The sequence below is a fragment of the Priestia sp. USM5 genome (assembly GCF_058323215.1).
In genome coordinates this window covers 867,726-881,800 of the sequence record NZ_JBSGKN010000001.1, presented here as the reverse complement: position 1 = coordinate 881,800, position 14,075 = coordinate 867,726, and the positions used below count along the sequence as shown (strand labels likewise).

Below are 14,075 nucleotides of genomic sequence, written 5' to 3'. Positions count from 1 at the left end.
TGAAAGGAGTAGATATGCATGCTTGATTACCAATATCGGCGCAAAGCCTATGCTATTTTGTTAAAACAGACATCCGCACCCTCATCTACAACTTCTTTTTCCACCTGGCTCATACAGCTACTAAAACGAAACAAGTAAAAAAGGTGTGCTACTGCACACCTTTTTTACTTGTTCGACAGCGACGTTAAGCCAATCTGCCTAACGATTTTTTTACTCTCTTCATTTAATCCTTTTACAATAACCTTTTTATTCAATCGCTCGTACTTATCGATAATTTTCGAGATGCCAATCACGGCCGATTGATCCCATATATGAGAAGAACTAAAATCAATAATGATGGTATCTGGGTCTGTTTCATACTGAAATTCATCCATAAAGAAACTGATGGTAGCAAAAAATAATTGTCCTGAAACTCTGTATTGCTTCGTATTACCTTCTGTTTGTGAAGTTGTTTTGATTTTAGCCATCTTCCAGCCAAATACAATCGTACTTAAAACAATACCTACCATTACTCCTAATGCTAAGTTATGTGTAAACAATACGATAACCACCGTAACAACCATTACAATGGCATCCGATAGCGGATATTTCGTTAAGTCTTTAAGGGACTGCCAATCAAATGTACCGGCAGCTACCATAAACATAACGCCTACAAGAGCAGCCATTGGAATTTGTTTAACAACATCGCCAAGCACCATAATTAAGAACAATAAAAAGACTCCGGCGACTAAGGTAGATAACCTTCCACGTCCCCCTGATTTTACATTAATCATAGATTGTCCAATCATGGCACAGCCAGCCATTCCTCCAAAGAAACCTGTTACAATATTAGCGATGCCTTGACCGCGCGCTTCTTTATTTTTATTCGAAGGCGTATCTGTAATTTCGTCCAGCACCGTTGCCGTTAGCATAGATTCAAGTAGACCTACAATCGCTAAAGGAAGCGAATAAGGTAAAATGATGACCAGTGTCTCCACTGATAAATCAACCTTTGGAAAGTGAAGAACCGGCAGCGAACGCGTAATATTCCCCATATCTCCTACCGTTTTTAAATCTAAATGAAAGACAATCGCTACAATCGTCATCAAGACAATGGCAACAAGCGGAGATGGTATTGCCTTGGTCATGAGCGGAAATAAGTAGACGATGAGCAGCGTTCCGGCTACCATTGCGTACATCATCCAATTTGCTCCTTCAAAATGCGGAAGCTGTGCGGTAAAAATCAAAATACCGAGCGCATTTACAAAGCCAATCATCACTGTTTGAGGAAGAAATGATAAAAACCTTCCTACTTTCAAAACACCAAGTAAAATTTGAATAATTCCGGTTAAAACAGTAGCTGCAAATAAATACTCAATGCCGTGATCTTTGACTAAGTTAATCATCAATAAAGACATTGCTCCTGTTGCAGCTGAAATCATAGCTGGTCTTCCACCTGTAAAAGCAATCACAATTGCCATACAAAAAGATGCATACAGACCCACCATAGGATTGACACCGGCGATAATGGAAAAAGCAAGGGCTTCTGGAATAAGCGCAAGAGCAACTGTCATCCCTGACAAAATGTCTGCTCGAACATTTGAAAACCACTGCTGTTTAATACTTGCCATCATGATGGTTTATCACCTCTTATGAATTTTTTATACGATTTTCGACTTTCACGAAAATCAAGGCCGTTTTTAACGTATCAAATCGTACCATACAATTTCCTATTTGGAAACAATTAATTTTCACAAATAAAAAGACGAGAAGCTTGATTGCTTCTCGTCTTTTTATTTGTTACGCGGCAGCATTTCGCTTCCATTCAGCAAATAAATGAAATTATGTTCATTCATTAATTGCTGCTTCAAGCGCAACAACAATCATATCGTTGAACGTCGTTTGACGTTCTTCTGACGTTGTTTCTTCACCAGTGAAGATGTGATCACTTACTGTTAAAACCGACAAAGCATTACGGCCGTATTTAGCGGCTAGCGTATACAGAGCCGTCGTTTCCATTTCAACTGCCAATACGCCGTGAGCTGCTAATTTTTCTAGCTGGCCGTCTTCATTGTAAAATTGATCAGATGTAAATACACTTCCTACTTTTAACTGAAGGCCTTTTTCAACACCTGCATCGTAAGCGCGCTTTAATAAATCAAAGTTAGCTGTCGGTGCGTAGTCAATAGGACCAAATTTAACGCGGTTCATTTGTGAATCACTTGACGAAGACATGGCTAAAATAACGTCACGTACTTTTACATCTTTTTGGATTGCTCCGCATGTACCCACGCGAATTAGGTTTTGAACACCATATTCATTCATTAGTTCATTTACATAAATAGCAATCGATGGTACACCCATTCCCGTTCCTTGAACAGAAACGCGCTTTCCTTTATATGTTCCTGTAAATCCAAGCATACCGCGCACTTCGTTATAGCAAGTTACATCTTCTAAAAACGTTTCTGCAATGTATTTTGCACGAAGTGGATCACCTGGAAGTAAAATTGTTTCTGCAATATCACCTTGTTTTGCCCCAATATGTACGCTCATTTCGTACCTCCTATATGTAAAAAATCTTACGCTTTCACTATACCATATTGTATCCCTTGCATGTCTATTTACTTCTAACATTATGCGTCAAAAATAAAAAGACATACTGCCCAAAAAATGGCGTAGTATGTCTTTTTATATAAGGGTACGCTAATAGCGCAAGGGATTTACTAACTTTAGCTGAGGTGATATGTATGGGGAAAAAACATCGCAACCGAATTAATTCGCCTAAAAAGAATAATCACATTCCAAAAGAAGCAATTATAGCAGAACATGAAGCCCATGGAGATGAATATTCAGCAACAAACCGAAAAAATGGCCCTGGTCATCATACTCGTGATTACTAAGAGTCAACATATAAATAAAAAGCGGCCAGATAGGTCGCTTTTACCTTATGTTTAACGTACATGCAGGCGATTCACTTTTTGCCATCCGTCTGTCCATAGCTTGTAGTAATACTTCCCTCGAGTACCTTCATCAATTAACAAAATATCGCCTGTGCTAATAAATCTCGCATCACAATCTTTTGGCAAATTATCAGCAATATTAAACATCTGAAATACTTGTGTTGCAGCGTCTTGATGATCGAATGCTGTAATCGTTAGACGATGGACAGGCTTATATCCGCGCTTTTCGCCTTTTTCTTCTGTTTGCATAATGGTTACATCATATTCTGTGCTAATATTAAATTGTTTTTTTATTGTGGTCCACACACTCAACATTCTTCCCTCCACCCAAAAGCAAGTATTTACTCTTTTACGTCATGTATTCTTATATAATTAGTGATAAAATCCGAAAATCCTTTATCGAATCAAAACGTTTTTTGTCGAAATTACTAGTTTCTCCTTATTAAACATGTACATAAAATATTTGTTTCCCATTTTATCATTAGTTGTTTTTGAATGGATGAATCAATAGACCTACTTAAACAAAATGAAATATTAACGAAAAAAATGTAACCATTGCTCCTATTTTTGGTTATATAGGCGCTTAGAAAGGAGGTAGACTCCTAATGACCAAGCAAGTCCTACACAATATCCTGCTAGTATATCCGTTAAAAAGTGTACGCCTAAATACAAACGGCTAAATCCAATTAATAAAATAATAATAGCAATTACGCATGCAGCTGCCGTTTTAATAGCCCTGCTTCTTGTATACATCCATATTAACAAAAGCACTCCGCTGTAAAACGCCATTGAGTTCATGGCATGTCCGCTCGGAAAACTATAGTGAGAGGCGGGAACGACTTGACTCCAATCAGGTCTTGGTCTTGCAAAAATCTCCTTCAATCCCCAATTTAAAGCGCGAACTCCCCAAAAAACAAGCGTGATATATAAAGCGAGCAATCCTTTTCGTTTATAAAGAAGAAATACTATAATGGCAAACCATATTGGCGCAGTGACATACCAAGATCCTACAGTTGTTATAAATATGATGATGGGTGTTAACGTATCCGTCCTCCATCCTTCAATGGTATGAAGTACATTAAAGTCAAGCTGTTTCACCCAAGGTGTATTAAACGTAAATAAAATGAGTAAAAAGAAAGCTAAAAGCGATACAATAAATAGAGAATATTTTGTAGTGCGATTTACCATTTTTTATTTCCTCCAACCTATTAAAAGAAAAAGCATGTAGCGTGCTACATGCTTTACTTATTCACACGTTTTGGCTGAATATAGTCTTCCGGCTTGGGAGCTTGATGAACGACAAATTCAGCCGAAAATTCCTCTTTTGCATTTATTTTTTTCGTTTGTTTTGATTGCGGCATATACCTCTCTCCTTTCTTTTTACTGTCTTTAATATACGAAAAATAAAGGAGAGCTATGCACGTTAGCTATAGCGTGAAATAATATTGGTTAATCTATTTTTTAACTGAGGAATTTCTTTTTCAGAAACATGAACATGAACGAGCGACTCATCTGCATCCAGCATTTCAGATAAAAACCCCCCAAACCCTCTGGCTCGTCGATCTACTTCTATAAATAAATCGTAGTCATGTAAGCCGCTCGGCTGCACGATGATTTCAATTTCATCTACTTTCCCAGCGTACACTCCACCGCTTGGAACAAATTCAAATTCTTGAACAAAAGGAAGTCTTTTTCTCATCCTGCGAGGAGCTTCTTCGCACTCGACTTGGCGCAAGCGAAAGCCAAGCTGTTCCATCGCTTCAATTGTGCTTGTTACCATAAGGTTAGGGAGCACTTTTACATGATCAATATCCGACGGATCAACCGCATCTTTAATATCGAGGCTCGTCGCCACCCACACTCGGGTTCTCCCTAATGTAACAGGCGTATCATCAGGCAGCTGAAAGGTAAAAGGAATAGACTTGGTTTCAGATGGTTGGATCGTAAACGGGTCGTTAATCTTAAACGTATTAAGTTCAATGTCCTGCTTGTATTTTTTATCGTCTCTTTCTTTTACATAGGTTGTGAATAGACGCAGATAGATGCTGTCAATTTTCTGCTCAACATTTCCGCCGTACACTTCAACAATCCCTTCAATCGTTTCACCAGCACGAAATTCATCATTGACAAGCTTAGCATCCACTCGCGCTGCACCAATTCCAATGCGGGCTAACGCTTTATTAAATAGCGCCATGCTTTTCCCTCCCCGAGTTCTTACTATTTATATAGTCATAAATGTCTTTTTGTAAACTTTTAATACTTTCATACGCTTCATCTGCTCTCAGCATTTTTTGAATGATGGTTTTAATGGGCGCCGACAAGCTTAGCTCTTGTTCCCAGCTTTTTTCTTGTTTATCCGTCGGCTCATAACCAGAATACAATAAAAATAAAAGAAAATGACCAAGCGCATAGATATCGCTTGCAACCGATGTTTGTCTCATAAACTGCTGTTCTTCTATAAGGCTGCTTGTTTCTTCATGAGCTCCCAAAAATCTTGCAAGACCAAAGTCAATAACATAGATGGTCCCGTTAACATCAATAATGTTTGGAATACGAAGATCACGGTGAACGATTCCTTGCTCATGAATAACGGAAACTACTTTTAGAATATCAAGTAAAATGTCAAGCGCTTTTTCTTCTGTATATACGCGCTTCTCTTCAAAAATTAAATCTTCAAACGTTTTTCCTTGAATCAACTCCATCACTAGAAAACACCCTTCATCTATTTCAACAGCTTCATACAGCGAAGGAATTTGAGGATGATCTAGTTGAGACAGCAGTTTTGCTTCATAATGAAAAGACTTCAGCCCCTGAGGCGTGCGCTGCTTCGTTTTGCGGAGCTGCTTTATTACTACCTCTTTTTGTTGCACAATGTCACTAGCAACATATGTTATACCATAGCTCCCCATTCCCAGTACATTTATGATTTCATAGCGCTCACAAATGACTGTTCCTTTTTTAAAAGGACGGTCAACTAGCCAGCGATGAAAGTGTTTGAACATTCGATTTTTCATTCCAAATCAACTTGAGAAAAAGCTTGAGAAGAAGCTTCCGCTTTTGCGTTTACGCTTGTAATGGTGATGACCATATTTTGAATGACTGTGGCTGTCATAATATTTGCTTCGTTTATAATCGCTACTGCTGCTATGGTGACGCGGACGTCTGTGATGATGATCACTGCTGCTGTAGTGGCGTGGACCTCGGTAGTGTCGATCACTGCTGCTGTAGCGGCGATGTTTAGATCCAGTTAATGATTCAAATATTTTTCTGAACATAAAGAAAACCTCTTTTCTTAACATTTGTTACCCTTTATACGTACGAAATGTTATAAAGGTTTCAAAAAGTCCCTTACCCTTTTTTAAAATAGTTAAACGTTTCAAAGGAGGCTTAACATGACTTCTACTGACACAAATCCCCTCATTAGATTGGAGGATGTTCTTCGTCTGCAGCAGATGATGCAGCACAAACCTCCTGCTATTCTCCCGCTCTCTTTTATTGGAGAAGATGTAAAATGGATTAAAGAAATTCGAAGAAAAGTAAAAAAAGCTAATCAAAACAATGTTACACGTACACAAGCTTATTTGGACTATTATCAAAAACACCCTGAAATTCACTGGGCTCTTTTAGCACACTTAGTTTCACGAAACGGCGGCTATTATATGACAGATCTCTCCACTACCTTAATAAAATCCCTGCTTTCATCAGAGAAACAGCACGCATACTTCTTGTTTTTAGAACATTCCAACTCAGCGATATTTCATGATGCTTACGCTCAGCTGTTACTCTATGAAAAAAGCAAAGAGCAAAACAGCAATCTGTTTCATTTACTCCCCGCCTTTCACATATCTTCTTTTATGAAAGCTGTTTGGAATGACTTTTGGCAGCACAGAAACAAAACGCTCTTATCAATAGCCCTGATTGTGAACGAACAGTATCATATCGAAAAAAATGTTCTCTTTAAAAAAGAGTTTCAGCGTGATGTTCTTAACTCTTGGCAGTTTCACACTCAAAATTTTCTCGGTATGACTCAAATCGTCTTTCCCTATTATTCAGGTAATAAAATTGATTTATGTGGAACGAAAGTCTACCATTTTGAGTCTGTGATAAGACGGATTGAAGTGGGAAAAACCCTATACGTTCTTCTTTTTTATTCAAACTTGCATGATGCTATTTATACCTTTAGCCTTAAACACCCTCATACAGGGTCTCGAAGCGATTATAATTCAGATATATTTACAAATGACAGAACTCATTCCAAAAAGCTCTATAGCCCGACTTTAACTATGAGCTGGGGAGACCGCGTACATCTTTTTTTAAGAAAAGAAGATTGGTTTGAAGACGAAAGCATATTTTCTCTTCTTGACTCTATTCCCGCTTCTTCAGTTAAAAAAATTCCCCTTCAGCATCATATAAAAGTGCAATCCGCTATAAAAGCTGCTAATCCTTTTTCATAACCGCTGTCTCATAAACAAAACGACGAGTTTCCCCGTCGTTACAGATGTATCTATCTTTTTATTCTTCATCTTGCTCATCAATAATACATTTATCAATGAGATAATCAAAAGTTATATCCGCTAATTCGCCTAGCTCTTCTTCAGCGGGAACATAGCCTCGCTTGACTAGTTCATTGTAAAAGAACTCCGCAATTTCTTCCGTATCAATGACCACTTCGATTTCTTTCACAATATCACTCCTTATCCCGTTTGAACGGATTAGCGTACCTTATTTTTCTTAAAAATAGGTTCACTCCATCTTCTGCTTGAAGTTTTACCTTATACACATTTATGAACAATTTGGCAATAGTATGTCTAAAATTTCAGCAGTTTAAATAGAAAGGTAATTATACCCATTCTTTTTTCATTACCATCGCCGTATACACAATAAAAGATAGCTAAGAGAGATGTGATGATCTATCTCGGCTATCTTTTATTTATTAGGCATCTACCTGCTATTTTCCTTGTTCGGATTTTGCTATCTTTTTTAAATGTTTCAGCACTAAGTTCATGACTTCAGCGTATTCTTCATCTTCAAAAAGCTCATACAAAAATTTATAATCATTGTACACATCTAAAAGACCGTTTATAATCTCATGCTTTTCTTTAGTTAACCTCACTTCTTCTTTTTCAGAACCGTTTTGTTTTTTCATCTTTGGTAGCAACTCCGTCTTTTTAATTTCTTTACCTAAATACAACATATCAACACTTTGAGCGTAATTTTCTGTTTCCTCATGAGGAGTTACGAGAATGAGTTCTTCTTCACTAGCCTCAAGCCATTCTCCATCTGTTACACGTGACAATTCATAGACAATATCTTCCCATGAATCCTCTTTATAACGCCATATTTCTGTTCGAATACCAATGATTTTAAATAACTCTTTTCCATAATTAAAAACCTGGACGATATCGCCGAAGAAAAATTTATATTCAAGCTCTACTCTTTCCTGTACTAATATTTGACCTTCATATTCTTCTAGAAGCTCAATTGTATCTTCTAAAAAAAGACCTTCACTATGGTTGATTTCGTATACAAAAATCCCATCCATCACTTTTATATCGGTAATAGTGCCAACGGTCCCGTATATTGTTACAACGACTGTTTCACCAATTCCGTATTTAGGTTTTTTCTTCCCTGCCATCGTCGCACCTCCTTAGTAAACATACACCTACTGAAAAGTTACAATATTATATGCAGTAACTAAAAAAGGGGAAGTATAACATCTTTAGAACCAAGCCTTTATTATCTATTGCCCTCTATCATTTTTTTCTGCTTATTGTACAGGCTAAGGAAAATAAAAAGATCCGAACGATTCATCGTTCGGATCTTTTTATTTTCTCACGCATTATTTTGATAAAGCTCCCATGCTTCATCAAATACGGTCATACTTGATAAATAATGTCCGTTGAGCTCTAAATAAGAACTCAGTTCGTCATAGTCTGTTGAAGATTTCGGGAAGCTGTGATCATCATAAGCACTTCGCGCAAACTCTCCCATTCGATCATGTTTTTTATTTGATCGGAATTTCATTATATAGTGATAAAAGGATTTCATCGTACTCCCCCTCCAGCGGTATGTGTATCTTTTCTATCATTTTTTCAAGAAATCTACAACTTTCTTCTGTGATATGTAGATGTCGAACACTGCAATATGAGTGTTTTACTGGACAAAAAATATTAAATTCATGTTACAGTTGCAAAACAAATTTCACTATTAGCGTAACGAATAAATATTGTTATATCAATATTTTTCTTTTTTCAAAAAGACATTTGTAACAAAAACACATCGTTTTTATAACAAAAGCGTTGATTCGACAGGTTTCTCAAGCCTTTATGTAATTGCAAAAAAGAAGAATTCATGTTTTAATTCCGTAGTGAAAGGTTATTCTAACAATAATCGCCATTTAAATAAATCTTGTTGGTGGGAGGTTTACATCAGCATATGTTGAGGAAAAATAATACTATGAATACTCGAAATGCTTACTTTGATAATGCTAAATTCGTATTAATTTTTTTAGTTGTATTTGGGCACATGATTTCTCCGTACCGAACAGATAGCAGCGGAATGCTGTCCATTTATCACTTTATCTTTATTTTCCATATGCCTGTCTTTATTTTACTAGCAGGTTATTTCTCGAAAAATTTCCATAAAAAAGGATATTACAAAAAAATATTTACAAAGGTGGCTCTTCCATACTTAGCTTTCCAAACGATCTATACTCTTTATTATAGTGTGCTTTATACAGATGAAACGTACACGCTTCAATATTTGGTTCCTAGATGGGCAATGTGGTTTCTACTGAGCTTAATTTTTTGGAAATTAATGCTTCCTTTCTTTGCAAAATTCCCAATGTGGATTAGCTTAACTGTCTCTATTTCGCTTGGACTTGCAATGGGCTTCATTGATATTGACGGATTTGATAAAATTCTAAGCATTAGCAGAATGTTTGTCTTCTTCCCGTTTTTCCTTTTAGGCTACTATTTGTCACAGCGACAAGAGCCTTTTACAAATCTTTTGACAGCGCGAAATCGAATCATTGCATCCATCGTATTACTAGTTACATTAATTGGAAGCTATTCTTTCTTAGACGACACGGCTTACACAGATATGCTGTATGGAACGAACACGTACGACAATGTGGCCGAATTTTTAATGCGCGTTTCTCACTATGGAATTGCTTTTCTTGTATCTTTTGCCTTTATGGCTTTAATTCCAACGCGCGGTTTTGCTTTAACAAGCATTGGACAGCGATCACTATACGTGTATTTATTGCACGGCTTCATTTTAAAATGGTTCTTTACAACTGACTTCTCAAAAAGTTTAGAGCCAACGTCATGGGGTATTATCGTCTTAATCGCACTGTCCATTTTAGTAACGATGCTTCTTGGCAGCCGTATTGTCGATTGGTTCATCACCGGTACCAAGCTCATCGTTCAGTTTGTTACACCTAAAAAAGCCATTCAGAAATTTTCATTAGCATTCAAACGTACGTTTTCATAAAAGTCATACTCCTAAAGGAGTATGACTTTTTTCATTTTCTTTAGAGAAACCAAGTAAATAATTTCATTTTGCTGAATTTTATGTTAACGTTTTAATATCTAAAGGAAGGGAGTTTTTCAAGATGGAATTAGCATATTATGCTGGAGAGTTTAGAGATATTAACGAGGCTGTTATTCCAATTGATGAACGCGGTCACCAGTTTGGAGACGGTGTTTATGAATTTATTCGTGTATACAAAGGAGTTCCGTTTTCGATTGAACGTCACTTAGACCGCTTAGAAAGAAGTGCAAAGGCAATCTTTATTGAACTGCCGGTTTCAAGACAGGAACTAAAGGACATCATTCGTCAAGGAATGGAAAAATCAACGTTAAAAGACGCTGATATTTATATTCAAGTTACGCGCGGGATTGCTCCTCGAAATCATTTATTTCCTGATGTACCTGCACAATTAGCACTCACAATACGCCATCCTCGCCAAACACCTGAAGAAGCCTATGAAAAAGGCATTTCCACTCTTCTATTGGAAGACGAACGATGGGCTAATTGCTATATCAAATCATTGAACCTACTTCCTAACCTTCTGGCCAAACAAGCTGCGGCTTCTAAAGGGTGCAAAGAAGCTATTTTAGTAAAAGACGGATACATAACCGAAGGGTCGAGCAGCAATGTATTTGCGATAAAAGACAACGTCTTGTTCACGACTCCTGCCACAAGAAAAATTCTATCCGGTATTACGCGCGCTAACGTACTGGAATGTGCGCAGGAACAAGCCATTCAAATCCGAGAACAAAATATGACTCCTTCCTTTTTAAAAGACGCTGATGAAGTTTTTATTACGAGCACGTCCGTTGGTCTTTTGCCCGTTTCGAAAATAGACGAAGTCGAACTTCCAACTGTTCGTCCTGTTACAGTAGCTTTAAAGCACGCATACAGCCTACGTACTGCTGGAACAAAGGCTTATCAATAAGAAAATCCGCCCCTTACAAAATAAGGGGCGGATTTTTAGAATTTAAAGTAGTCGCGCTTTAATAATCTTGGCACTTTTAATAGCTCATCATACCGAATGGATTCATCAAGTTTTTTTGTATCGACAAGAAGCAGCTGTGTTTCCACTTCTTCTATGATCTCTTCTTCTTGATATGACATCCCGCAACCTGAACAGCTGATACATGGCATATGAGTAATTTCGATACTTCTCGTTCCATCTGGCAATTCCCAGTATGCGGTATTGGTTGTTTCTACCGCTTTTTCTTCTTCGCACCATGCGCATTGAACAGTCATATTACAGGACCTCCTTAAGATGATGGAGCATCGTCGCTTTTACCGTCTTTTTTCAATTGAGCTTTAAACTTTTTATCTTTTAATTCATCTCTTTTTTCACGTTTGTCTTTTAGGCTTTCGTGAGCACTGTCACTTTCATATGTTTTACGTCTTTTTACTCTCCCTAACCCTTCCGGTACAAGGTTGAATTGAGCATCATTCATAAGACCCGAGATGCCGATGGAAGAATCTTTAGCATCCGATTCTGGATAAACAGCTCGAAAATAATCATCTGCACGCCCAGGCACATAGCTTTCTGGCTCCGGATACGTCGTAATCACGCCTTCAAAGTTTCGCAGAACAACTTTACTTGCGCTTTGACTAATAATATAGTTTGGTTGAACGGCAATCTTTCCTCCACCTCCTGGCGCATCAATAACAAACGTTGGAACAGCATAGCCAGACGTATGACCTCGCAGCCCTTCCATAATTTCAAGCCCTTTGGAAACAGGTGCGCGGAAATGCCCAATTCCTTCTGATAAATCACATTGATAAATATAGTAAGGACGAACGCGTATTTTTACTAAATCGTGCATAAGCTTTTTCATGATAGCTACGCTGTCATTAATCCCAGCTAAAATAACCGCTTGATTGCCAACTGGAACGCCTGCATCGACAAGCATTTCACATGCTTTTTTTGTCTCTTCCGTAATTTCAATGGATGTATTAAAGTGAGTATTTAACCACACTGGATGATATTTTCTTAAAATGGCACATAAATTTTCCGTTATTCGCTGGGGAAACACAACGGGTGCTCTGGTGCCAATTCGAATAATTTCCACGTGGGGAATAGCTCTTAAATTTTTCAAAATATATTCTAAAATGTTGTCATTAATCAGCAAGCCATCACCGCCTGAAATGAGTACATCTCGCACTTCAGGTGTTTTGGCGATATAAGCAATCGCAGCATCTAACTGCTTTTTTGGAACGCCCATTCCAATTTGTCCTGAAAACCTTCTTCGAGTGCAGTATCTGCAGTACATGGAGCATTGATTGGTAACTAAGAACAAAACGCGATCCGGATAGCGATGAGTCAATCCTGGCACTGGAGAATCTTCGTCTTCATCTAGCGGATCTTCTAGATCGTATTTTGTTTTATGAAGTTCTTGGCCAACCGGAACAGACTGCATACGGACGGGGCAGCGAGGATCATCTGGATTCATTAAAGATGCATAGTAAGGCGTAATATTAAGCGGAATGGTTTTGGTTGAAATGCGCACTCCTTCTTCTTCTTCAGGAGTTAAATTAATGACTTTTTTTAAATCATCTAGCGTTCGAATTGTGTTTGTTAATTGCCAAATCCAATCGTTCCACTTTTCCTCGGGCACATCTTTCCATAATTCGATATCTTTCCAATGTCGGGACGGCTTATATAAATCATATAACATACAATCGCTCCTTTATGAAGATTTACTATTGTTATATGTTACAGCCCATAAATTGGTTAATTATTTCTCATCCTTTACTTTTTGATAGATCCTTCACCCATACGTTCATATCTTCTAACGATTTATAAATGTAACAATTATTCGTTAACCGTCCCGTATAGGTATACCCAAGCTGATGAAAAGCGGCATTCATCCCAAATGAAAGCGCTCTCGCTATTGTGTATGCACAAAAAATATGCCTCTGTTTTAGCTCCGCCTCTAGTGCGCTTAATAAATGCTTCATGAATCCATACTTTCGGTAAGCAGGGAGAGTCGCACAATCCGTTAGTTCAGCATTGTGATAGACATAGTCAATTTCAGCAGAAGCAGCGCTAACGATATCGTTCTTGTCAACGATGATATAAAACAAATTATCTTCTTGAAGCAAACTAAAGAGATACTCTTCTTCATAGAGGGGAGTCGGATACACTGTGAAGATTTGACGGTAGAGCTGAGAAAGTTGTTTGGCGTCAGATGAAATGGCTCGGCGCATGATCAGTTGATTCGATAAAGGAGAATAATCAGATGTCGGCAAATTCAAAACATCTTGAAGCAGCTCTGTTTCTTTTAACGTCTCCCCGCTGTCTCGGCGGGATTGAGACGTATAGTAGCATAAAAGATACGCGTCGCTTCCGTTAAAATAGTAGGGAACAGTTGCTTCTAAAGAAAATCCCAAGCTCATCCAGTCCAACAGATGTTCGGCACGTGCTTTTATAATCCACTTTTCGTACGTTGCCTTATCCATTTCTTTATATATATAGCTGTAAATATCGTTCACATTTCCCCGGTAATCATCCATTCTCAGACGCTTGTTACATTCATCTAAAAAAAGAGTCATAGCAAAGGTTGGTTGACAAATAGTTTCTTGTTTCGCCATTTGTTTGTATCCTCTCCC

Annotated in this window: 17 protein-coding genes; 4 read left to right on the top strand and 13 right to left on the bottom strand. The window is 37.8% G+C overall.

The window, feature by feature from the left end; translation table 11 throughout:
- Positions 1–164: 164 nt before the first annotated feature.
- Complete coding sequence (locus ACWATA_RS04510) at positions 165–1,613, bottom strand: SulP family inorganic anion transporter (RefSeq protein ID WP_323873958.1); 1,449 nt, start codon at positions 1,611–1,613, stop codon at positions 165–167.
- A 214-nt stretch (positions 1,614–1,827) separates the two neighbouring features.
- Positions 1,828–2,532, bottom strand: coding sequence for a purine-nucleoside phosphorylase (gene deoD, locus ACWATA_RS04505; RefSeq protein WP_013058711.1), 705 nt, complete (start codon positions 2,530–2,532; stop codon positions 1,828–1,830).
- Between the two features lie 194 nt (positions 2,533–2,726).
- Between deoD and ACWATA_RS04500 the strand changes: the two genes are divergently transcribed.
- Positions 2,727–2,879 (top strand): hypothetical protein, encoded by a 153-nt coding sequence (locus ACWATA_RS04500; protein ID WP_013058712.1) that lies wholly within the window; start codon positions 2,727–2,729, stop codon positions 2,877–2,879.
- A gap of 51 nt (positions 2,880–2,930) precedes the next feature.
- Here ACWATA_RS04500 and ACWATA_RS04495 read toward each other — a convergent pair whose 3' ends face one another.
- The 5 genes from ACWATA_RS04495 to ACWATA_RS04475 form a co-directional block, all read right to left on the bottom strand.
- Positions 2,931–3,254: a hypothetical protein gene (locus ACWATA_RS04495; RefSeq protein WP_013058713.1), complete on the bottom strand. Its 324-nt coding sequence runs from the start codon at positions 3,252–3,254 to the stop codon at positions 2,931–2,933.
- Positions 3,255–3,500: 246 nt separating this feature from the next.
- Complete coding sequence (locus tag ACWATA_RS04490) at positions 3,501–4,127, bottom strand: phosphatase PAP2 family protein (protein ID WP_028415110.1); 627 nt, start codon at positions 4,125–4,127, stop codon at positions 3,501–3,503.
- Positions 4,128–4,362: 235 nt separating this feature from the next.
- Positions 4,363–5,133: a sporulation protein gene (locus ACWATA_RS04485; protein WP_028415111.1), complete on the bottom strand. Its 771-nt coding sequence runs from the start codon at positions 5,131–5,133 to the stop codon at positions 4,363–4,365.
- Positions 5,120–5,953 (bottom strand): serine/threonine protein kinase, encoded by an 834-nt coding sequence (locus tag ACWATA_RS04480; RefSeq protein ID WP_047749946.1) that lies wholly within the window; start codon positions 5,951–5,953, stop codon positions 5,120–5,122. The genes ACWATA_RS04485 and ACWATA_RS04480 overlap by 14 nt, the downstream gene beginning before the upstream one ends.
- Positions 5,954–5,959: 6 nt before the next feature.
- Positions 5,960–6,214, bottom strand: a complete 255-nt coding sequence (locus tag ACWATA_RS04475; RefSeq protein WP_323873956.1) for a hypothetical protein — start codon at positions 6,212–6,214, stop codon at positions 5,960–5,962.
- A gap of 117 nt (positions 6,215–6,331) precedes the next feature.
- Here ACWATA_RS04475 and ACWATA_RS04470 point away from each other — a divergent pair, with 117 nt between their 5' ends.
- Complete coding sequence (locus tag ACWATA_RS04470) at positions 6,332–7,393, top strand: DUF2515 family protein (protein WP_028415113.1); 1,062 nt, start codon at positions 6,332–6,334, stop codon at positions 7,391–7,393.
- A 58-nt stretch (positions 7,394–7,451) separates the two neighbouring features.
- Here ACWATA_RS04470 and ACWATA_RS04465 read toward each other — a convergent pair whose 3' ends face one another.
- The 3 genes from ACWATA_RS04465 to ACWATA_RS04455 all read right to left on the bottom strand — a co-directional run bounded on the left by ACWATA_RS04465 (position 7,452) and on the right by ACWATA_RS04455 (position 8,987).
- Positions 7,452–7,622 carry a YozD family protein gene (locus ACWATA_RS04465; protein WP_013058720.1) on the bottom strand — a complete coding sequence of 57 codons (171 nt, stop codon included), beginning with the start codon at positions 7,620–7,622 and terminating at the stop codon, positions 7,452–7,454.
- Between the two features lie 265 nt (positions 7,623–7,887).
- Complete coding sequence (yodN, locus tag ACWATA_RS04460) at positions 7,888–8,574, bottom strand: germination protein YodN (protein ID WP_013058721.1); 687 nt, start codon at positions 8,572–8,574, stop codon at positions 7,888–7,890.
- A gap of 197 nt (positions 8,575–8,771) precedes the next feature.
- Positions 8,772–8,987 (bottom strand): YozE family protein, encoded by a 216-nt coding sequence (locus ACWATA_RS04455; protein ID WP_013058722.1) that lies wholly within the window; start codon positions 8,985–8,987, stop codon positions 8,772–8,774.
- Between the two features lie 408 nt (positions 8,988–9,395).
- On the opposite strand from ACWATA_RS04455, the gene ACWATA_RS04450 reads away from it, so the two are divergent.
- The gene (locus ACWATA_RS04450; protein WP_013058723.1) at positions 9,396–10,433 is read left to right on the top strand and encodes an acyltransferase family protein; all 1,038 of its coding nucleotides are present in this window, start codon (positions 9,396–9,398) and stop codon (positions 10,431–10,433) included.
- A gap of 121 nt (positions 10,434–10,554) precedes the next feature.
- Positions 10,555–11,400, top strand: a complete 846-nt coding sequence (dat, locus tag ACWATA_RS04445) for a D-amino-acid transaminase (protein WP_028415114.1) — start codon at positions 10,555–10,557, stop codon at positions 11,398–11,400.
- Between the two features lie 35 nt (positions 11,401–11,435).
- Here the strand turns inward: dat and ACWATA_RS04440 are convergent, their stop codons facing one another.
- The 3 genes from ACWATA_RS04440 to ablB all read right to left on the bottom strand — a co-directional run bounded on the left by ACWATA_RS04440 (position 11,436) and on the right by ablB (position 14,057).
- The gene (locus ACWATA_RS04440) at positions 11,436–11,714 is read right to left on the bottom strand and encodes a YokU family protein (protein WP_473049597.1); all 279 of its coding nucleotides are present in this window, start codon (positions 11,712–11,714) and stop codon (positions 11,436–11,438) included.
- A 14-nt stretch (positions 11,715–11,728) separates the two neighbouring features.
- Positions 11,729–13,141: a lysine 2,3-aminomutase gene (gene kamA, locus ACWATA_RS04435; RefSeq protein ID WP_028415115.1), complete on the bottom strand. Its 1,413-nt coding sequence runs from the start codon at positions 13,139–13,141 to the stop codon at positions 11,729–11,731.
- A gap of 67 nt (positions 13,142–13,208) precedes the next feature.
- Positions 13,209–14,057 (bottom strand): putative beta-lysine N-acetyltransferase, encoded by an 849-nt coding sequence (gene ablB, locus ACWATA_RS04430; protein WP_028415116.1) that lies wholly within the window; start codon positions 14,055–14,057, stop codon positions 13,209–13,211.
- Positions 14,058–14,075 lie beyond the last annotated feature (18 nt).